Source organism: Thermococcus chitonophagus (genome assembly GCF_002214605.1).
Lineage (GTDB): Archaea > Methanobacteriota_B > Thermococci > Thermococcales > Thermococcaceae > Pyrococcus > Pyrococcus chitonophagus.
In genome coordinates this window covers 1,747,003-1,773,399 of sequence record NZ_CP015193.1, presented here as the reverse complement: position 1 = coordinate 1,773,399, position 26,397 = coordinate 1,747,003, and the positions used below count along the sequence as shown (strand labels likewise).

Annotated in this window: 27 protein-coding genes; 7 read left to right on the top strand and 20 right to left on the bottom strand. The window is 44.3% G+C overall.

Annotation, left to right across the window (positions count from 1 at the left end; genetic code table 11):
- Positions 1-14 precede the first annotated feature (14 nt).
- The 4 genes from A3L04_RS09785 (at position 15) to cas6 (ending at position 3,565) form a co-directional block, all read left to right on the top strand.
- Positions 15-1,172 carry an aconitase X catalytic domain-containing protein gene (locus A3L04_RS09785; protein WP_068577657.1) on the top strand — a complete coding sequence of 386 codons (1,158 nt, stop codon included), beginning with the start codon at positions 15-17 and terminating at the stop codon, positions 1,170-1,172.
- Positions 1,172-1,576: a DUF126 domain-containing protein gene (locus A3L04_RS09780; RefSeq protein WP_068579548.1), complete on the top strand. Its 405-nt coding sequence runs from the start codon at positions 1,172-1,174 to the stop codon at positions 1,574-1,576. The genes A3L04_RS09785 and A3L04_RS09780 overlap by 1 nt, the downstream gene beginning before the upstream one ends.
- Positions 1,557-2,777, top strand: coding sequence for a site-2 protease family protein (locus A3L04_RS09775; protein WP_068577650.1), 1,221 nt, complete (start codon positions 1,557-1,559; stop codon positions 2,775-2,777). The genes A3L04_RS09780 and A3L04_RS09775 overlap by 20 nt, the downstream gene beginning before the upstream one ends.
- Positions 2,778-2,845: 68 nt before the next feature.
- Positions 2,846-3,565 carry a CRISPR-associated endoribonuclease Cas6 gene (cas6, locus tag A3L04_RS09770; RefSeq protein WP_068577648.1) on the top strand — a complete coding sequence of 240 codons (720 nt, stop codon included), beginning with the start codon at positions 2,846-2,848 and terminating at the stop codon, positions 3,563-3,565.
- Here the strand turns inward: cas6 and A3L04_RS09765 are convergent.
- Genes A3L04_RS09765 through A3L04_RS09755 form a run of 3 tightly spaced genes read right to left on the bottom strand, consistent with a single transcriptional unit; the run spans position 3,549 to position 5,264 of the window.
- On the bottom strand, positions 3,549-4,424 hold the full coding sequence (locus A3L04_RS09765) for an MraY family glycosyltransferase (RefSeq protein ID WP_231963751.1): 876 nt from the start codon (positions 4,422-4,424) through the stop codon (positions 3,549-3,551). The genes cas6 and A3L04_RS09765 overlap by 17 nt on opposite strands.
- Positions 4,421-4,945, bottom strand: a complete 525-nt coding sequence (locus tag A3L04_RS09760; protein ID WP_068577645.1) for an HD domain-containing protein — start codon at positions 4,943-4,945, stop codon at positions 4,421-4,423. The genes A3L04_RS09765 and A3L04_RS09760 overlap by 4 nt, the downstream gene beginning before the upstream one ends.
- A 4-nt stretch (positions 4,946-4,949) precedes the next feature.
- Positions 4,950-5,264, bottom strand: a complete 315-nt coding sequence (locus A3L04_RS09755; protein WP_068577642.1) for a GTP-binding protein — start codon at positions 5,262-5,264, stop codon at positions 4,950-4,952.
- Positions 5,265-5,314: 50 nt separating this feature from the next.
- On the opposite strand from A3L04_RS09755, the gene A3L04_RS09750 reads away from it, so the two are divergent.
- Positions 5,315-5,878, top strand: a complete 564-nt coding sequence (locus A3L04_RS09750; protein WP_068577640.1) for an Era-like GTP-binding protein — start codon at positions 5,315-5,317, stop codon at positions 5,876-5,878.
- A 436-nt stretch (positions 5,879-6,314) separates the two neighbouring features.
- Here A3L04_RS09750 and A3L04_RS09745 read toward each other — a convergent pair whose 3' ends face one another.
- The 8 genes from A3L04_RS09745 to A3L04_RS09710 all read right to left on the bottom strand — a co-directional run bounded on the left by A3L04_RS09745 (position 6,315) and on the right by A3L04_RS09710 (position 14,049).
- A complete protein-coding gene (locus A3L04_RS09745) occupies positions 6,315-6,821 on the bottom strand; it encodes a CDP-2,3-bis-(O-geranylgeranyl)-sn-glycerol synthase (protein WP_068577638.1) in 507 nt (168 codons plus the stop codon).
- Between the two features lies 1 nt (position 6,822).
- Positions 6,823-9,045 (bottom strand): DHH family phosphoesterase, encoded by a 2,223-nt coding sequence (locus tag A3L04_RS09740; protein ID WP_068577634.1) that lies wholly within the window; start codon positions 9,043-9,045, stop codon positions 6,823-6,825.
- Between the two features lie 132 nt (positions 9,046-9,177).
- A complete protein-coding gene (locus A3L04_RS09735) occupies positions 9,178-9,966 on the bottom strand; it encodes a hypothetical protein (RefSeq protein ID WP_068577632.1) in 789 nt (262 codons plus the stop codon).
- Positions 9,963-10,667 carry an ABC transporter ATP-binding protein gene (locus A3L04_RS09730; protein WP_068577629.1) on the bottom strand — a complete coding sequence of 235 codons (705 nt, stop codon included), beginning with the start codon at positions 10,665-10,667 and terminating at the stop codon, positions 9,963-9,965. Before A3L04_RS09730 ends, A3L04_RS09735 begins: the two co-directional genes overlap by 4 nt.
- Positions 10,655-11,701, bottom strand: coding sequence for a radical SAM protein (locus tag A3L04_RS09725; protein WP_068577627.1), 1,047 nt, complete (start codon positions 11,699-11,701; stop codon positions 10,655-10,657). Before A3L04_RS09725 ends, A3L04_RS09730 begins: the two co-directional genes overlap by 13 nt.
- A 28-nt stretch (positions 11,702-11,729) precedes the next feature.
- Positions 11,730-12,074, bottom strand: coding sequence for a hypothetical protein (locus tag A3L04_RS09720; protein WP_068577624.1), 345 nt, complete (start codon positions 12,072-12,074; stop codon positions 11,730-11,732).
- 376 nt (positions 12,075-12,450) lie between these two features.
- Positions 12,451-13,437 carry a TIGR01177 family methyltransferase gene (locus tag A3L04_RS09715; RefSeq protein ID WP_172799787.1) on the bottom strand — a complete coding sequence of 329 codons (987 nt, stop codon included), beginning with the start codon at positions 13,435-13,437 and terminating at the stop codon, positions 12,451-12,453.
- A gap of 30 nt (positions 13,438-13,467) precedes the next feature.
- Positions 13,468-14,049, bottom strand: a complete 582-nt coding sequence (locus tag A3L04_RS09710) for a TasA family protein (RefSeq protein ID WP_068577621.1) — start codon at positions 14,047-14,049, stop codon at positions 13,468-13,470.
- Between the two features lie 140 nt (positions 14,050-14,189).
- Here A3L04_RS09710 and A3L04_RS09705 point away from each other — a divergent pair, with 140 nt between their 5' ends.
- Entirely contained in the window at positions 14,190-15,191 is a 1,002-nt protein-coding gene (locus A3L04_RS09705) for a sugar phosphate nucleotidyltransferase (RefSeq protein ID WP_068577620.1), read from the top strand.
- Here the strand turns inward: A3L04_RS09705 and A3L04_RS09700 are convergent.
- Both A3L04_RS09700 and A3L04_RS09695 read right to left on the bottom strand, forming a co-directional pair.
- Entirely contained in the window at positions 15,188-16,234 is a 1,047-nt protein-coding gene (locus A3L04_RS09700) for a mechanosensitive ion channel family protein (RefSeq protein ID WP_068577619.1), read from the bottom strand. The two genes, A3L04_RS09705 and A3L04_RS09700, sit on opposite strands and share 4 nt — an antisense overlap.
- Before the next feature lie 5 nt (positions 16,235-16,239).
- Positions 16,240-16,863, bottom strand: coding sequence for a DUF432 domain-containing protein (locus A3L04_RS09695; protein WP_068577618.1), 624 nt, complete (start codon positions 16,861-16,863; stop codon positions 16,240-16,242).
- On the opposite strand from A3L04_RS09695, the gene A3L04_RS09690 reads away from it, so the two are divergent.
- Positions 16,841-17,437 (top strand): hypothetical protein, encoded by a 597-nt coding sequence (locus A3L04_RS09690; protein WP_157092423.1) that lies wholly within the window; start codon positions 16,841-16,843, stop codon positions 17,435-17,437. The genes A3L04_RS09695 and A3L04_RS09690 overlap by 23 nt on opposite strands.
- Here the strand turns inward: A3L04_RS09690 and A3L04_RS09685 are convergent.
- Genes A3L04_RS09685 through A3L04_RS09655 form a run of 7 tightly spaced genes read right to left on the bottom strand, consistent with a single transcriptional unit; the run spans position 17,390 to position 26,393 of the window.
- A complete protein-coding gene (locus A3L04_RS09685) occupies positions 17,390-18,583 on the bottom strand; it encodes an outer membrane protein assembly factor BamB family protein (protein ID WP_231963748.1) in 1,194 nt (397 codons plus the stop codon). The two genes, A3L04_RS09690 and A3L04_RS09685, sit on opposite strands and share 48 nt — an antisense overlap.
- A gap of 12 nt (positions 18,584-18,595) precedes the next feature.
- Complete coding sequence (locus tag A3L04_RS09680; protein ID WP_068577615.1) at positions 18,596-19,414, bottom strand: hypothetical protein; 819 nt, start codon at positions 19,412-19,414, stop codon at positions 18,596-18,598.
- Positions 19,411-20,601, bottom strand: coding sequence for a DUF58 domain-containing protein (locus A3L04_RS09675; protein WP_068577609.1), 1,191 nt, complete (start codon positions 20,599-20,601; stop codon positions 19,411-19,413). The genes A3L04_RS09680 and A3L04_RS09675 overlap by 4 nt, the downstream gene beginning before the upstream one ends.
- Entirely contained in the window at positions 20,601-21,554 is a 954-nt protein-coding gene (locus A3L04_RS09670; protein WP_068577605.1) for an AAA family ATPase, read from the bottom strand. The genes A3L04_RS09675 and A3L04_RS09670 overlap by 1 nt, the downstream gene beginning before the upstream one ends.
- Positions 21,551-22,507 (bottom strand): hypothetical protein, encoded by a 957-nt coding sequence (locus A3L04_RS09665; RefSeq protein ID WP_068577602.1) that lies wholly within the window; start codon positions 22,505-22,507, stop codon positions 21,551-21,553. Before A3L04_RS09665 ends, A3L04_RS09670 begins: the two co-directional genes overlap by 4 nt.
- A complete protein-coding gene (locus A3L04_RS09660; RefSeq protein WP_068577600.1) occupies positions 22,507-25,302 on the bottom strand; it encodes a transglutaminase-like domain-containing protein in 2,796 nt (931 codons plus the stop codon). Before A3L04_RS09660 ends, A3L04_RS09665 begins: the two co-directional genes overlap by 1 nt.
- On the bottom strand, positions 25,299-26,393 hold the full coding sequence (locus A3L04_RS09655; RefSeq protein ID WP_068577598.1) for a VIT1/CCC1 transporter family protein: 1,095 nt from the start codon (positions 26,391-26,393) through the stop codon (positions 25,299-25,301). Before A3L04_RS09655 ends, A3L04_RS09660 begins: the two co-directional genes overlap by 4 nt.
- Between the last annotated feature and the right edge of the window lie 4 nt (positions 26,394-26,397).

Below are 26,397 nucleotides of genomic sequence, written 5' to 3'. Positions count from 1 at the left end.
ACGGGGGAAAGATAATGTACCTGACCAAAGAGGAAGAACTGGCTCTTTCAGGAGAATATGGTCCTGCAGTTCAGAAGGCCATGGAGATTTTGGTTGCCCTTGGTGATATCTACAATGCTGACAGGTTAATCCCAATAAAAAGCGCTCAAATAGCTGGAGTTAGCTATAAGAATCTTGGAGAGTACGGAATGCAGTTCCTAAGGGACTTCGTCGAGATGGGGGCCAAGGTTTCCGTGTACACAACCCTAAACCCGGCGGGGATAGGAGATGAGGAGTTCACCGAAAAACAGCAGGAAATCCTTGACTTATACCGGGCAATGGGAGTTGAAATAACCTCCACGTGCACACCTTACTATGGCCCAAACCTTCCAAAGTTTGGTGATCACCTTGCCTGGAGCGAAAGCTCGGCAGTAAGTTTCGCCAACTCCGTTTTAGGTGCAAGAACGAACAGAGAAGGCGGTCCTTCAAGCTTGGCCGCCGCGATAGTTGGGAAGACGCCGAAGTACGGCCTCCACTTGGAGGAGAACAGGAAGGCTACTCACGTGATAAAGGTTGAGGCGGAAGTGAAAGAGAGGACTGAGTACTCGATCTTGGGCTACAGGATAGGGGAGATCGTTAAGGATGGTGTGCCCTATATAAAAGGGATAAGGCCAGATGTCGATGATCTGAAGGCAATGGGGGCCAGCATGGCTGCGAGCGGTAGCGTTGCCCTCTACCATGTTGAAGGAGAAACCCCAGAGTGGAGAGTTGCTTTAACTGATGATGTGGAGAAGATAGCAGTTGATAAGAAGGATCTCCAAGATGTTAGAGATAGGTTCTCGGCCGAGTGGGGGGCAGTTGACTTTATACTATTGGGATGCCCACACGCTTCCCTTAGGGAGATCAAAGAGATAGCGGAACTGTTGAGGATGAGGAACAGGCCCCTAAAGGTTCCGCTCTTCGTAACCGTTAGTAAGTCTGTGAAAGCATTAGCTGACTACCTTGGCTACACCGAGATAATTGAGAGGTACAACGGTAAATTGTTGAGCGACGTCTGCCTAGTTGTATCCCCAGTGAACGAGTGGTATTCAGGCGTGGCAACCAACAGCGGAAAGGCGGCGTTCTACTTCAAGTCATTTGGCTTGAACGTTAGATTAGATAGCCTCGAAAAAATAATTATGGAGGCACCATGATGAAGCTGAAGGGTAGGGGAATAGGAAGGGGCATAGTTGAGGGAGAGATAGTAGTTTCAAGGGTGCCACTCTCATTTTTGGGCGGCGTTGACCCCGAAACTGGAATTATTACGGATGCCGAGAGCGACATAAAGGGCGAGAGCATAAAGGGAAAAATATTGGCCTTCCCCAGGGGCAAAGGATCGACCGTTGGCTCTTATGTAATATACGCCCTAGCGAAGAGCGGTAATGGCCCTAAGGCATTAATCGTCGAGGACGCAGAGACAATAGTAACGGTTGGCGCGATAATCTCCGGGATACCTCTCGTAACTGGAATAGACATTAAAAAGCTGAAGACGGGGATGAGGGTCAGGGTGAATGCCGAGACTGGGGAGGTGGAGATAATTGGCGAAAGGGATCTATGAGTGCATACAGTGCGGTCACAGGGAGGTTAGGGATACAACTCGGCCATTACTTCCCGGCGCGTGTCCTGTGTGTGGGGGAGACATGATACTCGTGGGCTATGAGGTTGAGATAGAAGGGGAGGAGAAGCCCAGCATAGAGGAGGAGTTATTAAAGTACTATGAGCTAGGCCCCCTCCTTGAGAGGAGGGGAGAAGTTCTGGTGTATGAGGTTCTCTCAATAAAAGAGGAGAATTTTGAGAAGGTTCTAAGGGAAGTCGAAAAGCTTGGCTACTGGATAGCCTTAAAAAGGGGAAATGGGAAAGTTTTGCTTTACGTCTTCCCAGCTCAGAGAGTAGAGACAAAAGAAAATCCACTGATCGGTGTCATGCTTTTTATCTTAACCTTACTTAGCACATTTTTTGCAGGCTACATTCTATCCCTGAACTACATACAGACGCTTGAAGAGCTCGGTATTCCTGGGGTCAAGAACGTTTATCTGAATGCTTTAGCTTTTTCAGTGGGGATAATGGCAATCCTTGGCACTCATGAGATGGGACACAAAATTGCGGCAACCATTCACGGCGTTAAGTCAACGTTTCCCTACTTCATTCCGTTCCCCTCTTTCATAGGAACCCTTGGGGCCGTGATAAGGGTAAAATCCCCCATTCCAACTAGGAATGCGGCCATAGATTTGGGAGTCAGTGGGCCGATTGCTGGGCTTATTGTTGCGATTCCGGTAACGATAATCGGTCTCAAACTGTCCGCAATAGTCCCCCAGAGCTACCTCCAGCCCGGAGAAACAATATACTTTGGAACCAGCATCCTGTTCTACGTCCTGACTAAGCTTGTCTTGGGGGACCTCGGAGACAACGTCGGGATAATTCTTCACCCCCTGGCGATCGCAGGGTGGGTTGGGATACTTGTGACCTTCCTAAACCTAATACCAGCGGCCCAGCTTGACGGGGGCCACGTTGCAAGGGCACTCCTTCCGGAGAGGGTTCACAGGGTTTTAACTTATGCTTTGGGATTTCTGGCAATTGGACTAAGTTATTTCTGGCCAGGATGGCTCCTGTGGGGACTACTAATCCTTTTGATGGGAAGAATAGGCAATCCTGGGGCACTGGATGAAGTTACACCCTTAACCCTGGGGAGAAAAGTGCTTGCGGTGATTGCCGTTGTCATCTTCATAGTGTCGGCAGTTCCAATACCGTTCTCGAGCTGACGAAGTCTTTTTATTTTTACCCATCCTATTCCAATAAAAAAGTCCGATGCAAATAAGGAGGGGTATAGATGAGAATTGAGATAAAACTGCTTCCTCTTAAAGATAATGCAATTCTGCCTTTCAATTACAATTACGAGGTATATACTCAGATTTTAGAAAAGGTGAATTCTATAGAGCCGGGTTTGACAAAAATGCTTTCTTCTCCCCATGGATATTGGACATTTTCTCGGATTATCGTCAGGAAGAGAAGGATACTGCCCGAGAAAGGCATCGAAATACTCTCGGATGATGTCTCCCTCTACGTTTCATCGTCCAACGAGGAGATAATCAGGGCAATAGCAGAGGCCGTCGAGAAAAGTCCCGAGTTTAAAATTGGGGATGTAACGTTTCTCGTTGGAGACATAAAGGCGATAAAAGTCAAGAGCATAGGGAGGGAAAATATGTTTTCCACGCTGAGCCCCGTAGTCGTTAGGACCGTTAAGTTTGAGAACGGGAAGCTCAGGCATTGGGATCTTTACCCACACGATGATCTATTCATGGACAGGCTGAGAAAGGTCATGTTCCTCCGCTATAATGAAATTATGGGATACCTCCCAGAGGATAAGGATTTTAAGATAGAGGTGCTAAAGTTCAAGCCAACAAGGTTAATGGTTGGAGATTCTTACATCAGGGGCTCACTGATGGTCTTTAGGTATGTTGGCTCGGAAGAAATTGCAAAGTTTGGATACGAGAATGGATTTGGAGAAAAAACAAGATTTGGCTTTGGAATGGTTAAGCTGATAGACTAAATGCGACAACCCCGAGCAGGGCCTCAATGATCCACACGTAGATCACAAGTTCCCACTCTTTAACCCTTTTTATTCTCATGATTAGCCCCAGGAATGATAGGTAGGGCGGGGGAGATAGTGTACCGTCCTCCCTGAGCTTTGCCCCCCCAATCTTTTTTCCCCTAAACTTAACCCTCATCTTCAGAAGGAAGTCTATGGCGTGGGGAAGTAACATTATAGCGAGGGGAAGCTCAAGCCCGTTATCTATGGCTATCATGGCCATTAGCGCGCCTAGAGACAGCGTTCCAGTGTCCCCCGGGAAAACCCTTGCCGGATACCTGTTCCATACCAAGAACCCCAAGGAGGCAAGGAGCGCGACTAGGGCCAGCCTATCACCTGAGAGCAGGTAGAGGAAAAAGAATATCACCGCTGAAGTGCCAACCTCCAGGCCGTTAAATCCCGCAAGCATGTTAACTAAGTTCGCAGATGCAATTGTGTATAACCAGAACACCACCGGAGCAATGAATGACAACTGTAGCTGTAGGTGCCCCAATATAATGTACTCCCTATTAAAGTACGTTAGAAGAGGTAGCGTTGCTAAGGCTGAAAGCAACACCTTGTGGGACTGACGAAGGTTAGTAAGATCATCGACAATGCCAACTAATCCCATAAGTAGGAAGATAGTCAAGATTTGCTGCGGAGCTTTAATGACGGCCCCAAAAAGGGCTATCGAAAAGACAAGAGAAATCCCACCCATCTCTGCCACGTAAATATCATACGGTTTGTGAACGTCTCTCCCAACTATCCCTGCTTTTTTCATAATATCTGCAATGTAATAGGTAAGGACTAAAGATAAGACAAAAGCCAGTCCCTCAATCAAGATTTAAGCCTCCTGAGCTCGCTTAAAAGATCCGCAAAATACTTGGCTATTTCCATTCTTTCAAGATCCTCTAGGGATTTCCAAAACTCTCCCAAGTTTCTGTTCCCAGAGAGCTCGTACATGTGGGCTTGAACTAACATCTCCACCTTATCTGCGAACTTGACGAGCTGAGCTTCAAGTGATGATCCTTCCCTGTACTCATTGAATATACTATAGAACTCGGGCAATAAATCATTAAAGGCGCTAAGCTCAGCTGATTCTTTCTCAAGGTACCTTTGAGCTGGGAGGGGTAAATCCGTTACCACTGCTTCCGCAACATCGTGGAGTATCGCCATTTTAAGGGCCTTCTCTACATCGATCCTAACTCCCTTTTTCTTTAGGTCCTCCGCCAATAAAAGTGTGATGAAGGCAACCATATATGAGTGATCGGCTATACTCTCGGGATTCGGCACTCCTTTAAGTAGCCATCCCATCCTGGGGAGAACCTTTAGCCTCATGACCATTTTTATTTTCTCAAGCATGTTCTCACTCCTCAGTGAGGTATATTGCACCTTCGGTCTCAATGGCCCTCGCTATTATTCCGTCCCCCACGAACACCCCATAAACTTTTATCTTCTCTCCAGACTTAACGTAAGGGGTTCCCGAAAACTCGATTTTTAGGCCTGCCATAGTAAAGATCGTCCTGTAACTTGGAAGCTCCATTGGCAGAAATTCGATTACAGGTTTGCTCTCAATCTCCCCCTCTATCACAACATTTTTGCCCTTATACTTCCCGTTTTTGAGCTCTTCAGGTGTTACTATGTAATAATAGTGATGGCCAAGCTTAACCCTCTTCCTCATCTCCCTCAACCCCTTAAAGCCAGTGAGACTATCATAATGTTGGTGAGAACATGATAAAGGTTGCGATCATAGGGGCCGAGAACGTGGGCAAATCAACGTTAATGAACGCACTACTTGGGGGCAAAGTCTCAGAGGTCTCTGAGGTCCCCGGAACTACCAAGGGAACTGTGAAGAGGTACTTTGGAAAGGTTAAGCTACCAAAGACAATGAAGAATCCCTTTGGAGGTGCAGATGAGCTCGTCCTTATAGACACCGCCGGCCTTTTTGATCCCGAAAAGGAAATGAGGGGAAAAGTTCTAAGTGAAGAGAAGTTCAAAGAGCTCATAAGGGAGATTACAAATGCCGACGTCATAATTCACATGATCGATGCAACAAAAGGGCTTCACAGAGGAATGGAGAAGTTGCACTACATGCTTAAGTTCAGATACGAAAAACCAATAATAGTCGTGATAAACAAGATAGATCTGGTTCCCAGGGAAAAAGTCGAGGAACTGGCGAATATAGTTGAAAAGAGGCTTGAACAAAAACCAATTCTGCTCTCCCTAGTAACCTATGAAGGATTCAACGAGCTTTTGAATGCGCTGGCTTATTATGCTCAGTACGCCACTCGATAATTTTACTCTTCTAAAATTTCCACAAATTCACGGAAAGATTTGCAGTTATTCTTGAGTTTCCCAAAATCGAGGTTATGGACATAGTCGGGTAGCTTGTGCTTGGCATACCGTTTCCTCCCGCACCTACTGTCGTTTCAATGAGTGATCACTATCAGCGGATTCCCTGTGGTGCGGGGGGTTGGCTTCAAGTGTTGGGTTCATTGGAACCACTGGTTCCTCACCCCACAGTTCATCAGCCTTCGGGCTGAACGGAGGCAGCCCCCAAATACTGTTTAGTCTTCAAGACCCTCCGACGCAGGGCGTCGTCACCAAGCTTAACCACCACACCTCACTGAGCTTAGTATTTAAAATGTTACGATTGTAATGACCCAGAGAACAGCCTTCTCGTAGTTTTAATTCTTCTGAAGTCTGAAGGCATTATTAAAAGCATTTCCCACTACCAAGGCACGCTCTTCCACCCCATCTTGTAAGCGAATACGTTCGTGCCCCAGTGGATTAGTGGTGTTACAACGAGCAGGAACAGGACTTCCCCCGTAGGAATGGTTTTTACTGGATAGGCGAAGCACAAGGCTGAAATTAGAAATCCCCACTGGTCTAAGCCAACCGCTGGATATCCCCTGGGCAAATCTAGCCTTCTCTTTATGAAACTGCCAATTAAATCACCAACAAGGGCCCCTAGGGCTAGGAGAAAGGCCAGCTTAAGTGCCAGTCCCAGGGAACCATAATAACTGGGCATTAAATAGTACTGAATGACGCCGATGAGCGTCCCCACCGTTAGACCCCCAAAGAATCCCCTCCAGGTTTTTCCATCTCCTAGAATCCTCCTCCCATCCTTCCACTTCTTGCCGAAGTCCATTGGAGTTCCTCCACCCAAGACAACTGGGGAGGAATTGGCGAAGTAGGCGGGAAGGATGTACCAGAAAGCTTCAAACACTGGATTCATTTCATGCACCAGCCTTCAGCTTGAGTATCTCCTTTGCGAAGGCCTCAAGGACTTCCTTCCTCTTGCCTTCGAAGAACTTTATCGAGCCGGCGTAGCTGTGGCCTCCCCCTTCAACCCCTGCATCTGGGAGCTTCTCCTCGAGGGTCTTGACGATCTTGTTTAGATCGAAGTTGTACTTGGCCATCCCGTCGCTTGCCCTGACCACGGCAAAGTCTGGGCCGTACGCTAGAGTTATTATTGGTGAATCCTCCCCATACTTCTCCTTGAAGTGGTCGTGGATTATCCCTGAGAGCTTTCCTGGGCTTGGGTACTCGAACTTTGGAGCGTACATTTCAACGTCAATCGTGTTGAACCTTATACCATTGGGCAGGACAACGCTCTTAACGTGAGGAAGAACAGCCTTGAGTACTTTCTCCTGCTTCGCCTTAACCTCTGGGTAGATTGATTCAACTAGCATCCTGTGCCTCTGCAGGTTTCCGGTGACGAGTAAAATCTCCTCGATGATCCCTCTGCCATCCATGAACTTCCAGTAGAACGCCTCGTGGTCGATTACCTCCGCAATCTTCTTCAGGTCTTCTTCAGTCAATCCCTTCTCCTTAGCGTACTCAAGGTACTGGTAGAACTCAGGAGCTTTACTCCTGTCGCCCGTTCCGGCTATGGCCGGGAGGTGCTTTATCCTGTCCTCGACCTCTGGGTTTATGAATCTTGCAACCTCCGTGGCAAGCATTCCCGCCGTTAATTCGTAGTAACCGCGCTTAACGTGGTGCGGATTGACGTGAACGTCAACGTACTCGTCAACGGCAGCTTTACCCTCACTTACCCAGTCCCTGGGGTCGTGGTGGTCAATCACCACTATCTTAACTCCGTAGGCTTTGAGCCTCTTGTAGGCTGGAATGTCCTCGCTCGTTCCTCCGTTGTCGACTATGACTATGAGGGGTAGCTCATCCCCGAACCTCATGTGGTCTTCCATCATGAAGATTATGTCCTTTAGGACGTCTTCAAGCTCGTAGAATGGAGCCCTTGAAGGCCTTCTCTTGAAGAGGTGCCATCTTGCATCTGGATCGGGAGCGACCTTCTCTATCAGGGGAACTATTGCAGTTTCAAGTGCCACTCCAGCAGTATAACCGTCAGTGTCGGCGTGGTGCCTTAGTATTATTGGCCTGCCCTCGAAGATGGCCCTCCTTATCATGAAGGCGGCCTGCATTATTTTGGGCTTTAACGCCTCGAGAACCTCGCTCTTAACTAGGAATCCCACGTCTTCAGGCTTGGCCTTCCTGTCAAGCTCCTCCTCTATCTTCTTCTTGACTTCAGCTGCCTCTGGACCCCAGAGTCTGTACATGTCGATGATTTCGACTTGGATCTTTCCAGCGTGGAATGAAACCTTTCCAATTACCTCCACTATATCCCCAACGTTTATGTTTGGATAGGCTCTAACTCCCGGGGCCTCGAACGCTGCGGCCCACGTGATCCCGGTTCCGTCGGTTAGCGTGAACACCGTTGGGCCGCCAGTAACTTGAACCTGCGTGACCTTACCCCTGATCTTCACTGTCTTACCGGCAAGCTCCTCTCTAAGCTCGCCGATTGGCGTTACTGGGAGCTCTTTTTTCACCTGAACCTCCCTGTACTTAGTCAGGGGAGCCTCAAGGAAGTCTATCTCCCTTTTATCTGGTCTAACATCCAATACTTGCACTATGATTTCCTGCCCAGGAACATATTGCCTCTTGCCCAGGAGATCTTTCTTCTTTATTAAGCCGAGAACGTGCTTGTTTAACCTCACGAAGACTCCAAACCTCTCAACCCTATCGATTATTCCCTTGTAGTAGCTGCCTATTTCAACGTCCTCATAATCGCAGGCATTGTCCAGAACGTACACAACCTTAAACTTCCTCTCGCACTCGGGGCAGACCCAAGTTGTCTCCATTCCGGGCTCCCAGGGCCCTTTAACTCTGCCGCAGATGTCGCAGACTAGAACTTTCCCAGTCCCACCGCAGGTTGGGCAGGTATCGTAGACAGGAACTACACCTTTGCCGTGGCACTCTGGGCATGGAATCTCATCTACCTCCTCATCAACTCCAATATTCTGGAGGTTCCTATAGCCTTTTAGGTGCTCGCTCAGGTTAAAGTCGGCAGGAACGTAACCCCACCCCCCGCAGACGGGACATTCCTTCTCGCCTACCTTTACCTTACCGGTACCGTGGCACTCGGGACAATCTCTGACGGCCATGAGCATCACCTCCTAAGAATCCCTCACGCTACAACTGATGGGATTGGGAGAATATTTTAAGTTTTCCTGAAAAAAGATAAATGTGGAAATCCTAAAGAGCAAGCTAAATCCTCTAAAGTCTTGGCTATGAATCTATCTCCTGACTAGGCGATCTCTTCTCATAGTTTTCTTGGCAAGCAATAATGTTATCCCAAAGATTAGTGCAGTTATGGGAGGGACGTAAATGGCGATCTTGGGTATGTAAAGGGGGAAGAGGGTGGCAATGACAAAGAGCAATATTGGGGGCAGAGAAGCAAAGAGTACCACTGGATTGTTGGAAGAGGGAGCGGAGAGATCTATTGAAGCGAGTGAAGGTCTGATAACAGGAATTAAAACCGCGAGGCTTGAAGATAGAAGGATGATAAGCGGATTCAGTACGAACATTAGTAGATAGAACACCGTTGGTAATGAAAATTTAACTCCATATAGGGCTTTATACAACACAATCGCCAATAGTCCAACCGAGGAATACAGTATATATGCTACAAGGGATACCCCTATGGTAGACACAAGGGTTGCCTTTATGAACTCATTAATGTCCCTATAGTAGGAAAGAATTATTTCAATATTCCCAGTGACCTTTTCGTAAATCAGGGTTCTCATAGGTACTGTTACAGTCGTTGTCGTTGCAAGGAGGCCCACTAGGAGAGGGAGTTCCATAGTAAAGAATGCAAAATCCAATGATTCTGGGGTTATGGGCATGTTAAAGTAGTTCTCCACTAGTGTAACTAGCGATTTTTCGGTAAGCGGTGTATACGGAAGGTAGCGCGAGAGTAATGAGATAATCATTATTACCGCCCACATGAGGCCCATATCTAGGATACTTTTTCTATTTAGCATAAGCTTAACAGCCCTCTTAGTATACACCTTTATTAACGTCATTCGGTAATACCTCCCGAAACTTTCATATATACCTCGTAAAGATCCATCCCCTCAACATCATCCCTCGTGTAGTTGGCAACTATCTTCCCATTCTTTATGAACAGTAGTCTATCGAAAACATGTTCTACCTCCCTGAGGAGGTGGGTTGAATATATTATTGGAATCTCCCTGCCCATGCGGGCTATCAACTTCATGAGGTTATAGGAAACTTCCGGATCTAGGTTTGCCGTAGGCTCGTCAAGAACAAGTAGTTTTGGTTTAATAAGGAATATTCTGGCCAACATGACCCTTCGTTTTTGTCCTTGACTCAAAGCTGAGCAAAGCTTGTCTTTTATTTTCACGAGGTCGAACATTTCCAGAACTCTCTTGACAGAAGACATTGAGGTTCCATAAAATTCGGCCCAGTATTTCAGATACTCTATTACGGTCATGTCTGGGTATGGAGAAGAGTTCTCTGGTAATAGGCCTATTTTTGGTCGAATGTTATCTGCCTCTGGGGAAAATAAATCATAACCATAAACCTTAATCTTGCCCTTTATAGGCTTTAATATCCCTGAAACTCCTCGAAGGAATGTTGTTTTTCCTGAACCATTTGGGCCAATTAAGCACGTTATGCCTTCTTCAATGTCAAGGGATTTAACCTTAAGTACGGGTCTTCCATTATAACCCAATTCAACGCCCTCGAACTCTATAATTGCCATTGGGACTTCCTCCTTTTCTCTTTGACAAATTTTACTATCTCCTGGGCTCTAGTATTAAGGAGAACATCATTTACTAATATTTCATCTCTGTGACCTCTGAGATACTCTATAAGGATATCTTTATAATCAACCATTAACATTTTGCAAGCATCACAGAGGTGAGTTGTCTTTTCATGTATCTTCAATTTCTTTAGGATTTTCTTTGGTCCCTGAGTATAAAGCCACCAGTAGATAAGGTTCCTTGAAGCGTTATCTATTGCTTCTCTCAGTGTTGTTCCATTCTCTTTCCAGTTCCCGACGTCATAAAAGTCGCTCTCGAAGATTGCATGCCCACAACAGACTGTAATTCTTCCGTCGGGGTGAATACCATATGTCATCCCAATGTCCTCGCATCCAGACACTAGAGGTTCGCGTTCGGGGATAATGTCTGTAGGGAGATGTTTTCCCCTACCAATCCGAGCTGGTACATCTTTAATAATTACAACATTTTCTTTTATCGCTTCATAAGGTCTGCCTAAGTGTTGTGAAAGTAAGTTTATAACAAATCTTTCATTTATTGTGGAATTTGCATCTTCTATAATGGCGATCCCCAGGCGAATATCTAAATCTAATGAGGCTTTGGCTACATGAACAATGTATAATGGTTCTATGTTCCAAAGTTGCCTGAAGAACGTGACGTGATAATCATCAAAGCTGATATTAATTTCATCTAGCCCATGTTCTTTCATTTGAGATAATATATTATATGCACTCTCCTCAGAAAATGCCCACCATCCATTGCTAACTACTCTGGTTGCATATCCTAACTCCTTTGCGAACTGAATACTTTCTAATAAACTGTCTAGTCTTAATGTAGGTTCCCCTCCTGTAAAAATAGCCACTCTGAATCCTAGCTGTTTTCCTTCTTTCAAGAACTTTTTGATAACTGCGATTGGTAGCCATAGATCTTTTTTTGAATCTGCATTCAGGGAGCAATGAGGACAGTTATAATTACACTTATATGTTACAAAAAAAGATAAGTTTAGAGGATACATTGTCGTTCACCCTTTATAATGTCCTAGGTTAGACATAAACTTTGACTTTGACAGCAACTACAGCTACTGCTATTGCTGTTACGAAAACTACAGCAAGTCTGTTGCTGGCAAAGTCGAGAACCTCGGGAGGTAAGTTGCCATTGAGATCTTTGGTAACTAATTCCTTTAGTAATTCAATGTCTTCTTTACTTAGTGGAGAGTAATCTCTCCTTATAGTAATATTATCTTGTATCTCAATGCCTAACTTTTCTTTTATTCTTTCCTTAGGAGAATTCACGAGTCTCCTGTATTCTTCTTCATTTGTAGCAAGTTCCCCCATGTAGCTAAGTATTTTTTTAGGTTCTACATGTATAACGGCCTCTTCTGGTATCATTTTATATCACCTTACTAAATTTTCCTTCGTGATATTTTCCTGAAGTATAGTCTATAAATTTTTTTTCTATTATTATCTACTACTTTTTTCCATATAAAATAATAAGTATAGGAAACTCCCTATCTCTTATTAATGCATTAGAATAGTAAAATAATTACTAGGAGAGAGCTCATGAGCTAGAAGGATACATAGATCACAACACACTTTAGGACGATAATCTGCAGTGTCTAGTAGATAACGACGATTAGCCCTTATGAAGGCGTCTACCGCGCTTTACGGGACGAACATTCTAATAGAGGCTCTTTTTGGAAGGCAGTATACCTGTTATAAACCTTGTCAAGGAAGTTATGCTGGAGCTGAAACTTAAGCTCGTTGATTAGGTCTTCATCACGTAGAAATACCTCGAGAGGGAGGAGTGAACTCTCTGGTAAAACCTGTCAAGAACTTTAAAACCTATTGATTCGGCAACATCAATAGCATCAAAGTCTGCCGGAAACGCTATGCTCAGGTAGCCTTCAAGAACTTCGTACATGCTCTCCAGGGCCCTCCTGTATAGCTCGTCCCTGTCCATCGGCAGGGTTGTTGAAGTTCCATACGGGGGATCGGTAGCTATGGCCTCGAAGGTCTTTCCTGGGAACACTTCCTTTATTCTTGTCGCGTCTCCCACCTTAACCACGTAGTCTTTAACCCCGTAGTGCTCAAGGTTTATCTTGGCACCTTCCACCATGTCCTCTCTTATGTCTATTCCGTAAACTTTAAGGCCCATCAAGCCGGCCTCTATCAGCATTCCTCCAGTACCCATGAAGGGGTCAAGTAGCTCCCTGGTTGCCCTCGTCAGGTTTACCATGGCCCTGGCTATCCTAGGGGGAAGGGCTATTGGCCTCGAGAATGGCCTTCTGTCCGCCTTCCTAGCATCAAACTCCTTTCCTCTAAACTCCCTAATCCTGACTCCAAGCCAGAGCCTCTCCCCGCAGTATATCCTCACCACAGTATCTGGCCGGGACAGGCTGACTTTGAATCCCTGGGCGTGGATTATTGCCCCAAGCTTTTTGTCTAATCCTTCAACATTATGGGAGCAGTTAATCATCCGCTCTCTTCTCACGGCAAAAGTTCCCTTTATAAGCTTGTTCCACTCGAGGGAACTTGAATACTCGAGAAGATCCTGGGCTGAGTCAAAAGACCCTAAGAGGATGCCGTACTCATGTGCAAGTCCCAGCCTCCTTAACACGCTAACATCTTCAACATTGCCATACACTAGCAAATAATCTGACCCTACAACCTCTCCTCCGCCGAGCTCCGATAAAGCCCTGACTTCAGCCTTTGCCATCTCAGGTAGCATTCCCAGGATTTCAACGTAGAACATCAAAGAAAGGGAGGGGAGAGAAGTTAAAAATCATTGGGTTGCCACAATCTTTAACATAACCTCTGTGCTGTCTGTCATGCATTCGTTACCTGCGTTGCTGTCGAATGACAGCAGGAGTGTAACCTTAATGGATTCTTTTTTAGCTAATCCGCCAGTAAAGAGCTTTATCTCTTTGCCTGCTAGCTCAGATAGCTTCTTTGGAGAATCAAGAATGTTCTTTGAATTGACCAAGATCTTATTGACGATTATGCATGAGCTCAGTTCTCCCTTGTCGGGAGTCAGGTCATAAGGTTTTTCTGCGGATGACAGTTTGTCTTCAACGTCTTTGACGAAAATATACATGGAGATATTGCTGGCGGGAATCTCGCCATAGTTCTTTATGAAGAACGTTACATTTTTAGTGTCTCCAGGTTTTAAGTCTTCCAGTTTAAAAATCCGCGTGTTATCGTAAAATCGTGAATTATCCCTGCTTATCCTTATGTCAAACTCTCCGCTCGATATTACGTTGTCCTCAGATCTGGACACATCCCTGAATGCTCCCAGGGCTTTCCCCAGGGTAAGCGTTGCTATAACAACTCCTACTATCGCTACTAATACAATTTTCTTTTTCATTATACAGCACCTCCAAGTAGTATCATTAATGACGAAACTTATATGTTGAATTAGAGTATTATCATTGTAAATTGGAATATATGATAACATCGACAAAGTTTTAAGCAAGGTTTTTTGACAGTTTTAGGGTGACACGACAGTTGAAGGCCCTAATAATGGCGGGAGGTTATGCAACCCGGTTATGGCCCATCACAAAGAGCAAGCCCAAACCTCTTCTTCCGCTTGGGGAAAAAACGATAATTGAATACATTTTAGAGAAGGTAAAGGAAACAGGCCTGCCCACGTATATCTCAACGAATAAGTTCTTCGAGAGTCACTTTAGGCCTCTTTCCGATAAATATAACATCGAATTGATTGTTGAGAACACATACAAAGAAGAAGAAAAGTTAGGAACTATTGGGGCAATAAAAAATGCAATAGATGTATTGGGGGAGGATGATTACCTTATTGTCGCTGGGGATAACGTGTTTTCTCTTTCCCTGTTGGATTTTGTTAGGAGGTTCAATGAGCTAAAAAAGACCCTCATCGCAGTTTACGACGTCGGTGATCTTGAGCTGGCAAAGAGGTATGGAATTGTAATCCTTGAGGGTGATAGGGTAATATACTTTGAAGAAAAACCCTCAAGCCCCAAAACAAGCCTGATAAGCACAGGAATCTATGCGTTTCCAAAGAATGTAATAACGCGAGTGGAGGAGTACCTGAAGAAAGGGAATAAGGATGCTCCGGGGTATTTCATCCAGTGGCTCTTAGAGAGTAAGACGGAGATATATGGTTATAAATTTGGAGGCTACTGGTACGACATAGGATCTGCAGACAGCTATCTTGAGGCATTTAAGATATTCCTGAAGGAAAGCTACATTGAGGAGATTCAGATAAGCCCCTATGCTAAGATAATTCCGCCCGTAGTCATTAGAAGGGGGGCAAGGATATTAGGGAGGTCAATAATTGGGCCCTATGCCTATATCGATGAGGAATGCATCATAGAAAACTCTGACATAAGTGATTCTATAATATTTAGGGACACAATAATAAGAAACTCAACGATCTGGAGATCGATAATAGATGAAAAATGTGAAATAAGGAATCTAGAACTCAGAAAAAGCTTAGTTGGAGGTCATGCAAAAATCCAAAGGGGAGACTAATGTTCCAGCTTTACTCTCAGCTCCTCGGCAAACCAGTTGACTCTCTGTGGGAATGGTATCTCTATTCCCTTCTCATCAAGGGCCTCTTTTATTCTCTGCAGAATCTGAGTTCTCACATCAAACCATTTTTCACTTGGAGCCCAAGCCCTTACGGCTATATTCACGCTACTGTCTCCCAGTTCATCCACGAAAATTGAGGGTTCGGGCTCGGCAAGCACGTAGGGCATGTCATCTAATATCTCCCTTATAATCCTAATTACTCTCTCGATGTCTTCTCTGTACGCTATCCCAACTATTACATCTACCCTCCTCGCGGGATACTTTGCTAAGTTTTTTATTTCACTGTTAAACACCTTTTCATTTGGTATCCTGACTAGTAATCCGTCCCACGTTCTTATCCTTGTTGACAAAATCCTAATGTCGTGGACTATTCCGGAGTATCCCCCAACTTCTACTGGATCTCCTATTTTTAGGGGCTTATCAAAATACATGAATATGCCTGAGATGAAATTTGCGATGACCGTTTGAGCTGAAAAACCGAGTACTATACCTGTTATCCCGGCTGCGGCAATTACAGTTGTTAATCTTCCGCTGAATCCTGCAATATTTAAGGCTAGGAAAAATGCGAGAGTCACCAGGGTGTAGTAAAATATCTTTGCCTTTATTTGCGCTTCTGCTCCCTCTCTGATTAGCCAGTAGTCCTGTACCTTTTTTCCAATAAGATAGGATATGTAAAAGAGAAGGAATCCAGCTATTATCTTGCTGAGGGTGCTCCCGAAGACTGTTATACTCAACAACCCAAGGGTGTCAAATGCGGAAAGCAAGGATCCTATTATGATGAAATTTCTGAGAAGCTTACCAGTATCTTCGTTGAATATCCATACGTATTTTGTACTTTTTGAGAGGGCGAGTATCCACCTATACACTACCTCCGCGAGAATGAGGCCTATTACTACACTCACCGCGGCCCCAACGAGTGAGTCCAGTTTTATTGAAGCACCACCAATTAGACTAATCGTTTGGTTTCCAAAAAACTCGACCATATTTATCACCATCTCATCTTAAATGAGAGCTTCTTCAACTCGTCGCCAACTGCGGAGAGGTTCTTTAGAGGGGGCTTCCCTGTATTTATGACCTCGATCCCCCTGTTTATTACAACTTCAATTAAAGGGTAGAACGCCCTCTCTTTCGTGTAGTACATGATGTCGAGGAGTGGAAAAACGATCCTCTCAATTTTCCCCCAGGATGGCCCTTTATTCACTATCTTAACCTTCATTACTCCAATACCTTCTGGCTTCTCCTTTATACGGGATCGTGAATACCTCACTATAACACCCCTTTCCAGTGTTCCGTAGAGTGCATATTTTTCTTTTCCAATAGAAAACCTGTCAACTTCGACGTCCCCTGCCTTGACTGAAACTTCTATTGGAACTGAAAAGAATCCCTCTACCCCAATATTTGGAGGGACTATCAGTTCCTCTTCTAGCCTCACCATCATCAGCTTAACCCCATATCCCTTCGCGGGTGCCGGATAAATTGCGATTTCATCCCCAGCTACTAGCTTTCTAACATCTCCCCTTACATACTCAAACCAAGTTCCCATCTTTCTAATACTTATCTTTTGAGCACCCACTGATATTTCTCCTTCAATGAGCTTGGTCTTTCCAAACATCAAAGAATTATTTGAGTTCTCCGTTAAAAATATAATGCAAGATATCGAAATTCAGCGATGGGGTCCAACATTGTTTGTAGAAATTGTAAGTTATCCCTCGACGAGCCCTCCCAAGTTTCCTAAATTTAGAAGGGCACGCTTTCGGCTAGAGGGGAAAAGGTTAATATTCCTACTTAGGCCTGCTGGGGAGCTGTCGTTTAACATTGAGGATATAAAGGAGGTTGAGGGCATAACTCTTTCAATGTTCAACCCTCCTAGAAAGGGAATAAAACTCGTACTATCCTGGGGCCAGGAGGTTATAGTTTCTGTTGGGAAAAATCCTCTCATTTATGATAAAAAGGAGCTCTTAAGGCTTGTATCTCTCATATTTGGTCCCTTTATAGATGGAGCCACTGTCAAGTTTAAGGAGGATACTGGAACTTTGAAGCTCGTAGGTAACAGACCAGTTTTAATGACAAATGGGGGTATAATTGAAATTGATCCTACCAAAATAGAAGGAGAAATTGGAGAGAAAGTAAGGAAATTCTTATCTCTTCTTGAGTTTCTTTCCCAGGACGATGAGAAGAAGGAGTAACCCTGGACCGCATATTGACCTGGGTAAAACTTCGCTTTCTTTTAGAACCATGAATATGTTACTGCCAGTACCAACCACTATAAGCCCATTTCCTACCGCTAGGCTTCTCACGTACCCTGTGGAAATCTTGTTGAGCACCTTTCCATTCCTTGGATCGATTACGTATAGGGTGCCTATGCTGTATACCGTTGAATTTTCCACCTTAAACTCTCCAGTTCCTGCCAGCAGTTTGCCCTTGTATAGTGCTAGAACCTTTACTCTGTACGGCATTTTTAACTCCCACAGAACCTTCCTATCCTTGAGATCGACTGCTGCGAGTTTCTTATAGCCGCCGATGTATGCTGTGTCCCCCTCAACTAAAATATCCTCGACGTAGAATAGCGTCTGATTCCAAAGAATGTCTCCCTTATCGTCGATTAGGAGTATATGCCCAGTCCCATTGTACCCCGTTCCAACGAGAGCGTATCCTCTCCAGATCTCCATGTCTCTAACCCATTCTCCAAGCTTGACTTCCCACAGTATTTTCCCAGTTGGACTTACTCCATACACGCTCCCAAACCTGAAGTTCCCTGCAAAGCCTGAGGGATACCCGCTACCGACGTATATTACCTTTCCCACTCTTACTCTGTCTAGTGTGTCCTGAAAGTTGAGACTCCACATTGGGCTTAAATTTCCAAGATAAAGCTTATATAATGCCCCTTTTCTCTCCTTACTGCTGAATACCTCCCCACTTACAACGTACACGTAGTTGCCGTTGAGTGTAAAGTCGTAAAGTTTGTACCTTGGTATGAACCTTCCAGTATAGTTTCCTGTTCTGTTGAGTCTTATCAGGCCGCCCATACTGCCTACTAACACTCCATCATCCGTTGGAACCAACTTCACAACAAATCCTGAGTTAACTTCCCATAGCTCGCTCCCATTTAGGGAATATGCCGCAGTGGTTCCTAAGTAGTATATTCCTATAAGGCCCCCAGGTGATCTGGCTATCTCTCTGTAGGAGCAGGATGCATATATTGTGGAATTGCTTATCGCTACAGCTTCGATACTTTTCTGATATTTTATATTAGAACACAACTCTCCGTTCCATCCCAAAACCGGGGAGAGTATTAGTGCCATGGCAAATATGGCGATTAGAATACTCCTCACTTTGAGCCCCTCCTAGATATCTTCTGTTTCTTCATTTGAATATAGAATCCACCTAACCCCGTTATCGTCAAAAGACTCAAGCACCTTTTTTATTCTTACCTCCCTTCCATCCTTTAAGAGCACAATTTCGTCGAAAACTCCTTTAAACTCAAGTACCTTTGTTCCAATGGGTCCTTTCTTTGGAATAACTATCAATTTTCTCCCCCTGGGTACTACTTCCATGATAATGTTCGTCTTTACTTTGACAACCGTTCTTATATCCCTCTCTCGTCCCTGGGATAGGACATATAATCCGAGTCCTAGCAGTGGCAGTAGAACTACGAGGCTCAAGCTGGGAAGCTTTGGATAGGTAAGGGTAGCTGAGAGAAAGTAATCCCCTAAAACCACGAGGGCTATAAATCCGAGACTTACCAGCCCTTCTTCCGTAGGTAGTCCTATTTTCTCGTATTTCGCGTGTATGTCAACAAAGTAAGCGAGAATCAGTAGTATCGTTATCAACAGTATCTCTCTCACAGATACTTGAGGGAAAAACGTCGAGAATATAGAAGAGAATATTGGGGATATTGCCCCTATGGTTCCTGAGCTCTGGCCAATCCAAACTAGAATGTATATCATAAATGTAATTGATACAGTGGAATATAATGTTTTTGAAAAGCTAAGACCAATAGCGATCATTCCCAATATCAAGGCTAAGAATGCTTCAGCGCTTAGGGGGATACCCAGGATGGATAGCCCTAGGGACAGCATTTTCATGAGCAACTGGATGTTTGAAAGCAACTTGTAGAGATAGTAAGAGGATACTAACGATATGATGATCTTTAGGTAGTTCATGAGACCACCCCCAAGAGCCTTAGAAGTACCACTCCGGGATCTTCTTTGTGGGCCACCCACCCAATTACTCTCTTTCTCGCTTTATTTCTAAGTGCTTTCTTCTTTAAGGATACTAGAGGTGTAAATTCTCCATAATCCGGAAGAACATCTACAACAATGACATCTCTCTTTATTGAAGAAATTTCGGGGATTATGGGATCATCTAGGGCGGTTATCAGGATTATCTGTGGTGAAAACCTTCTTAGAACATTTTCCAAGTTTTTAAAGGCATCGTCAATAGTCTCATCCCTTTCAAAGCTAGCTGACATTAGGGCTTTTATTATACTCCTTTTCTGGGCTTTTGAGGAAGTTGGTGTGACAAGCTTTCCCTGCCCTATTATGTATAAACCAACGTTGCTACCCATGGAGAGATAAAAATCTGCAAGTAGCATCGCCACCTTTACTCCATGGTCGAGGAGATTTTCCAAATATGATCCAAGTTTTTCAATCCTCGCATCTAGGAAAATCATGATTGTTTTCTTTCCCTCCTTTTCAAATTCATTAACAAGGAGCTTCCCGGTTCTCGCGGTAGCCTTCCAATTTATGGCCTTAAAAGGATCTCCTTCTCTATACTCTCTTATTTCTTTAAAATCTGTCGTTACAAAACCGAACCTGGAATACATGCTCGCCTGAGCTAGGCTACTCCTCACTATCCTGTGAGGGGCTACCCTAAGCGATTTAAACGGAGATATCACCGTTATCTTATCCTTATTGCCTGCAAGCATCCATTTCATTGGATGAACCCTGAATGGGTGAAAGGAGTATACCTCAGCTTTTGGAAGCTCGTATTGTCCCCTTTTCCTTGCCGTAAGATAGTATTTTATCTTTAGCCTCCTTCGACCAGGAAACGTAAAGAATGCCCCATAATGCCTGCCTTTGACTTCAAAAACTTGAGGGGGATTCTCCTTCACAAATACTATTCCTATTCCCCTTCTGACTTCTACCGCTACTTCGACTTTAATCTGCTTCCCCACCTCTACTTTCCTGCTTTCAAGTACTCTTTTCACGGTAATATCGGATGGTGGAGGAATTAAAACTGCGGTTATTAGGATGAGAAGGGGAAATATCCCGAGCTTCGGTACGTTGAAGATTAGGGCGGCAAATACAAACCAGAAGAATATTGAGAGGAAAAACTTTGCCCCCTTCATTAATACCTCAACCCCTTAGGAACTGGGACTGTCTCTAGAGCCTCCCTGACGATTTTTTCATCAACTCCCCTCTCGAGGGAATATTCGGGCTTTAAAACTATCCTGTGGGCGAGGGCTTCCACTGCAAACAGCTTGACGTCATCGGGAATAACGTAATCTCTGCCTTCTAGGAATGCATTGGCCTTTGCAAGTTTCATGAGGGCAAGTCCGCCTCTGGGGCTTGGACCCGCCTCTACCCTTTCATCCCCCCTAATCGTTCTGACTATCCTGGTTATGTAGAGTAGAATATCTTCATGTATTCTTATGTTCTGTTCTACTTCTCTCTGCATCTTTAAGAACTCGGACTTTGAAATTACCGGCTTCAAATCTACCGTGGGGTCGTCTTTCTGCCATTCTAATCTAGCCTTGAGGATTTTGACTTCTTCCTCCTCCGTTTTTGGGTAGCCTATGCTAAGCCTTAGGAGGAACCTGTCCAGCTGAGCTTCTGGGAGGGGATACGTTCCCTCGAATTCGAGCGGGTTTTGAGTTGCTATTACGAAAAATGGCTCTTCGAGCTTGAAGGTTTCTCCTTCTATAGTTACCTGCCTTTCTTCCATGGCTTCAAGAAGTGCGGACTGAGTTTTTGGAGGTGCTCTGTTTATCTCATCTGCAAGCAGGACGTTTGTGAAAATTGGACCCTTCATTACTTCAAAGATTCCTTTTTCTGGCCTCCATATTTTGGTTCCTATGATGTCTGAAGGTAGCAGGTCAGGTGTGAACTGAATTCTCCTATAACTTAACCCCAAAACTTTAGCGAAGGCCTTGGCTAAGAGGGTTTTTCCGAGCCCAGGATTGTCCTCGAAAAGCACGTTTCCGTTAACTAGGGCCGAAGCCAGTACTTTCTTCACTACGTCTTCATGTCCTATGAATGCCCTCCCAATTTCTTCCAGTATCATGTTCGTCGAATTCGTCATCTTTCGAGCCTCCTCAAGATACCTTTAATGAGCTCTTCCCTCCTCTTAACCTCACGCTTTTCCATCATGACTTTCCACCACTTGGGAGTTAAAATTGAGTATTCTCTCCTCCTGTAATTGAGTATTGGCCTAATTATTTCTTCAATTCTTTCTCTTGAAAGTCCAGCTTGAGCACCATAGAATGCTATGTACGTGATTATAGGAGCTTTATCTCCTTTAACTATGAATTCCTTAACGGCATCTTCGGCTTCCTTTAGCATTGGGTCTTCAAAAGACTTTTCAAAAAACTTAATGTCGAGATTCCCGACTATTACTTCTTCTTCACTCTTCTTGCTAATTCCTAAAAGTGCCAGCGAGGATATCAGGTAAAGAGACAAAATCAGGGAAAATAGCCTTAACAGGAAACCTACAACTCCCAAATTTGAAATATCAACGCTGTATGCTCCAAAAAGTAGTCCTGCTATTGGAAAGGCCTTTACATTCTCTCGAAACACGGATCCCTTTAGGATTCTAAATCCTTCAAGTGACGCGAGCGTATATCCGAGTACCGTAAGTATCGAGGCGTAGTGAAACATTGGTCTGAGAGGTTCAATAACATTTGAGAGAAGGTACATTGGTATTCCAAGTCCAAGCCCTTGGAGAAGAAAGGCTATGCCCTCGGGAAGATTTGGGGCAATGTAAAAGAGTGAAATTCCTATGGAGATAGCGGATATGACTTCACTGTATTGGAACTTTAAGTAGTATGCCGATGTTCCCATGCCGAGGCCACCGAAGAGCACTCTGAGGTAGCTTAGCCCTGACAGTACAACCACGACTTCACCGACCAGCATAAATAAAAGGAGGCCAGTGATAACATCGATGTAATCTTGACGGAGTTGTAGCTTATTTATCGTGAAAAGTGCGATTCCGTAGGCAATAAAGTACGGAATACTACTTCTTATCCTTTCTTTCATCAAATGTCCCTCCTGCATGCGGATTTAATGAATTCTAGGAATTCTTTTACTGAAGCGCTCTTCAATCCATACCTGACTTTTTCGAAGATGAGAACTATCTTATTAACTCCCAGGATTTCTCTCGCTGTTTTAGATGGCTCACCATCGGCACATTTTTCGAATGCTTCAATTATTGCCTCTTCTCTATTCTTGCAGACCTTGATCCTTAAAGGCTTGCTCCTAAATAACAGGAATTTACCCCAGATTTCGTGGTTTCCTGGTGATAGTTTCAGTGTGAACTCTTTCCCTTTAGCGTAAAATTTTCCATCAACATAGAGGGAGATTGGTACGTTCGATGTTACACTAATCTCCTCTCTGTTCACATAAATTGGAGGATCTCTAGTGGTGAATATTTTGAGAACTTCATGTGTGAGCAGTGCTCTAATGGAGAATGCCCCTAACGAGACTATTAAGGCCGCTAGTGCTATGTAGACATAGATTGGATATTTGTAAACGCGAACCTTTATTGGGGTAACTTCAAATCCGTTTGATGTAATAACCATCACATCGAGGGGATACGTGCCGGGGGAAGGAGGGGTAAGGACAAACTTTGATATTCCCATTTCGTCTGTAAAATTGACGAACGTTGAATTGAAGGCTGTGAGTACTATCCTTGCTCTTGACACGGGGGTTCCATTTGTGTACCTCACCCTTATAATGAGATCGTTTGGCTTCTTTGCCACCATTATTGTTCCCGAAGCCTCTACTATGATTTTTTGTCTGACGTATACATATTTTTCAGCAAGGAGAAGGTCTTCGTAGTAGACCGCGACCCTTTTATATCCTTCAAAATTCCTGGGAACTGGAATTTCTACTTTGAAATGCCCTTCGTTGTTTATACTAACTGAGTACTCTCCAAAGTCTCCTGTTATTTTCAATCTTCCGCTTTTAATGCCTTCTATTTGGCCTGTTATCTTGAGATAATCTCCTGCATCTGCTAGGGCGGGAATCGATATCGAAGCCTCAATTGCTCTGAATGTTATTGTTTCACTATCTCCTTCAACCCCTTCCTGACCACTGTAGAGGATCGTCAGGTTATGTAAACCTGGGGATGTTAAGACAAAGGAAAAGGAAAACTTGCCGTTTTTGTCAGTTCTTGCTACCCCTAGTAGCTTGCCATCCAGAATTATCTCTATGGGCTCCTCACTAAGAAAGGCTCCGCCTTCAGTTCCTAGGAACCCTTCAATTTTAATTGGCCCTACTTTTGTGTAGTTAAATTTGTTGACGTATATTTTTGCTTTATCTTTGATAACTATCTCAGGATCACTCACACTTGGGAAATAAACTTCCCCTCCTTCATAAATCGCGACTAGCTGGTACTTTCCTGCCACGCCAGCTGCTGAGCAGGTAACATTAAACTTGCCGTTTACAACTCTTCCCCTCCCTATAATTTTCCCTGGGGTTCTCTTATCTTTCCTTAATTCAATCCTAACGGAGCCTACTGGCACTGGAGCACCGGAAAGAGTTGTCACAATTCCCTTAACCGTGAAGTTTGCACCTGTCCTTACTTCATGCGGCCACTCAGTTATTCTAACAATAGTTTTGTATCCCACTATGACTGGAACCGTTATATTTTTAGTATCAGCAACTATTACGAGTTTGAACTTTCCTACTTTCGTTCCTGTTATGTTCAATATTACTTGATCCCCGTGGCGGTGTAATGTAACTGGTAGGGGAGAGTTTACGGATATGTTCTTCGATTTTACCTGCAGTGCAACCGTTCTACTTTCTCCAAGGGGTATTCTGACTTCCGGAATGGTTTCCTCTCTTGGCCTTTGTTGCTCTTTTTTGCCCTTGGATTGCCTTGGAGATCCTGTTGCATCAAATGTGACCCAGCCCAGCCCGTTAAAATATACCTCCGCCCATGCATGGGCCTGTTTTAATAGAACCTCTTGTTTCCCAGGTTTTGGCTCTACCCTAAATCCCGTTACAAGCCTAGCAGGCAAGCCGTTTATTCTCGCTAGGATAACAAATGCCGTATTAAAATCTAGACAAACTCCTCGCTTTGAGTAGAACAGGAACCATTCAACTGGATCTATCCCAGGGGGTGCTGGAGGTGCTGTTTCATCATAAATATAATTTTGCTTTAGAAACCTCTCTATGGCAAGTGCTTTTTCGTAAGGACTGCTTATTCCACGTGTTATGTTCTTTGCAAGTTCGTAGACTCTGGTGCTTAGCTTTGGGGTCTGGAGATATTTCTTAATCTCAGGAACGGAAGCATTTTTCAGAATATTTGGGGGAAACTCGTACTTTTCGACCTCAAATTCATAACTCTGGACGGGATATCTGCTTGGTCTAAAAATGATGTACTCCTCCGAGTATATCGCTGGAATTGATAGTCTTGCCGTATATAGAGCAGTATAGATGTTTCCTGAAATCAGGGGAGATCTCATTTCAACGGTAATCTTGTCCGTGAGTGTTTTGTGGGGGTTCGTTGGTTTGAATATTGGTACATAACCAAAAACGGAGACTCCCTTGAACTGCTGTTCCCCGGTCCATCTGCCGTTTTCATACCTATAATAGACGTTCTGCCTTAGGTATTCGACGATTCCCCTCTCCTCATACACAACCATAACAGGGGTGTTGTTCAAGAGTGCCGATCTAATTGCGTTCTCTCTAAGGTCTATATCATGCTCGTTTTCCTGAATGTTCTGTGCTAGATTTGGAACTAACCCTTGCGGTATAGAGGCGGATAATATGAGTAGTCCCGCTATTCCTATTATTAGTGCCGATAATACTTCTTTTACCCCTTTCATAGCCCCGAAACATTGAATATTGATTCCATTAGGTGGCCGAAGAGATAGCTTAGGAATGCCGCCCCTAATCCCGTGGCTACCATCTCAGCAATTTTCTTCCTGATTGAAATTCCAGAGATTAGAGCCACTGATGTTGCAACTATGCTCAGGGCCAGGCCTGCAAGTAGTACTGAGAAGGGGAGAGCTACTAAGGAGGAGGATGCCAGGAAGTACGGCGTAACAGGAAAAGCCACCCCCACGAGATATGCAATTCCTGTGTATAATGCAGCTCTAAACTCGCTCTCTTCTCCTTCTGGAACGAGCAGTTTTATGAGGGCCTCTTCACGACCCTTTAGCTTTTCTGAGACCTCCTTAGCAATTTCTGGAGGTAACCCTCCTTCAATTAGTTTTTCATATATTTCACCAACGGCTCTCTCAGGGGAGACCTTGAATAAGACTTTAGTCCTCTCCCTTATAGACTCACTCACTTGTCTCTGTGATCTAACAGAAATAAGTGCACCTATCGCCATTGATAGTGCTCCTGCAACTCCCACTATTAGACCACTTATACCAACGAGCCTGGGGGAGTATGGATAAACTGCGGAGAGACCTGTTACTGCTCCAAGGATTTCAACTAAGCCGTCGTTCATTCCAAGAACGAAGTCCCTTATATTCTCAACGTGGAACTTCTTTTTGCTCTCATAGAAGAACTTCTCGTGCTCCAGTTCATCAAGTATTATAGACTTAAGGGTTTCCATTTCTTCACTAGAGAACTCTGAGAAGTGTTCATTTAGGAATTTGAAGTACTTTTGAATTGCACTATTTTCTCCCATCTCAAGAAGGGATGCAACTACTCCGGGCCCGAGGAGTTTTCTCAGAATTTTCACGACAAAAATTGTGACTCTTCTAACTTTTGGCCTCCCAGGTTTGATGCCCCTCTTTACTAAAAAATCATGCCAGAATTTTGCGTGCTTAGCTTCTATCCTAGAAAGTCTGAGAAATTCCTGTTTTATTTTGGGATCTTTTTCGAACTTTGCAAGCTCAGCATACAATACAGAATCCGAGTACTCATCATCATAAAATCCAAGAGCAAGCTTCTCGACTTCTCCCACTATA

Bases quoted from the DNA above. Each gene is read 5' to 3' on its own strand.
- A3L04_RS09755 (WP_068577642.1), bottom strand. From the start codon at position 5,264: ATGAGGAAGAGGGTTAAGCTTGGCCATCACTATTATTACATAGTAACA.
- A3L04_RS09710 (WP_068577621.1), bottom strand. From the start codon at position 14,049: ATGAAAAAGAAAATTGTATTAGTAGCGATAGTAGGAGTTGTTATAGCA.
- A3L04_RS09695 (WP_068577618.1), bottom strand. From the start codon at position 16,863: ATGTTTGGAAAGACCAAGCTCATTGAAGGAGAAATATCAGTGGGTGCT.
- A3L04_RS09740 (WP_068577634.1), bottom strand. From the start codon at position 9,045: ATGGCCGTCAGAGATTGTCCCGAGTGCCACGGTACCGGTAAGGTAAAG.
- A3L04_RS09690 (WP_157092423.1), top strand. From the start codon at position 16,841: ATGAGCTTGGTCTTTCCAAACATCAAAGAATTATTTGAGTTCTCCGTT.
- A3L04_RS09780 (WP_068579548.1), top strand. From the start codon at position 1,172: ATGAAGCTGAAGGGTAGGGGAATAGGAAGGGGCATAGTTGAGGGAGAG.
- A3L04_RS09785 (WP_068577657.1), top strand. From the start codon at position 15: ATGTACCTGACCAAAGAGGAAGAACTGGCTCTTTCAGGAGAATATGGT.
- A3L04_RS09750 (WP_068577640.1), top strand. From the start codon at position 5,315: ATGATAAAGGTTGCGATCATAGGGGCCGAGAACGTGGGCAAATCAACG.
- A3L04_RS09680 (WP_068577615.1), bottom strand. From the start codon at position 19,414: ATGAACTACCTAAAGATCATCATATCGTTAGTATCCTCTTACTATCTC.
- A3L04_RS09715 (WP_172799787.1), bottom strand. From the start codon at position 13,437: ATGTTCTACGTTGAAATCCTGGGAATGCTACCTGAGATGGCAAAGGCT.
- A3L04_RS09725 (WP_068577627.1), bottom strand. From the start codon at position 11,701: ATGTATCCTCTAAACTTATCTTTTTTTGTAACATATAAGTGTAATTAT.
- A3L04_RS09665 (WP_068577602.1), bottom strand. From the start codon at position 22,507: ATGAAAGAAAGGATAAGAAGTAGTATTCCGTACTTTATTGCCTACGGA.
- A3L04_RS09720 (WP_068577624.1), bottom strand. From the start codon at position 12,074: ATGATACCAGAAGAGGCCGTTATACATGTAGAACCTAAAAAAATACTT.
- A3L04_RS09760 (WP_068577645.1), bottom strand. From the start codon at position 4,945: ATGCTTGAGAAAATAAAAATGGTCATGAGGCTAAAGGTTCTCCCCAGG.
- A3L04_RS09730 (WP_068577629.1), bottom strand. From the start codon at position 10,667: ATGGCAATTATAGAGTTCGAGGGCGTTGAATTGGGTTATAATGGAAGA.
- A3L04_RS09700 (WP_068577619.1), bottom strand. From the start codon at position 16,234: ATGGTCGAGTTTTTTGGAAACCAAACGATTAGTCTAATTGGTGGTGCT.
- cas6 (WP_068577648.1), top strand. From the start codon at position 2,846: ATGAGAATTGAGATAAAACTGCTTCCTCTTAAAGATAATGCAATTCTG.
- A3L04_RS09735 (WP_068577632.1), bottom strand. From the start codon at position 9,966: ATGACGTTAATAAAGGTGTATACTAAGAGGGCTGTTAAGCTTATGCTA.
- A3L04_RS09660 (WP_068577600.1), bottom strand. From the start codon at position 25,302: ATGAAAGGGGTAAAAGAAGTATTATCGGCACTAATAATAGGAATAGCG.
- A3L04_RS09670 (WP_068577605.1), bottom strand. From the start codon at position 21,554: ATGACGAATTCGACGAACATGATACTGGAAGAAATTGGGAGGGCATTC.
- A3L04_RS09745 (WP_068577638.1), bottom strand. From the start codon at position 6,821: ATGAATCCAGTGTTTGAAGCTTTCTGGTACATCCTTCCCGCCTACTTC.
- A3L04_RS09675 (WP_068577609.1), bottom strand. From the start codon at position 20,601: ATGAAGGGGGCAAAGTTTTTCCTCTCAATATTCTTCTGGTTTGTATTT.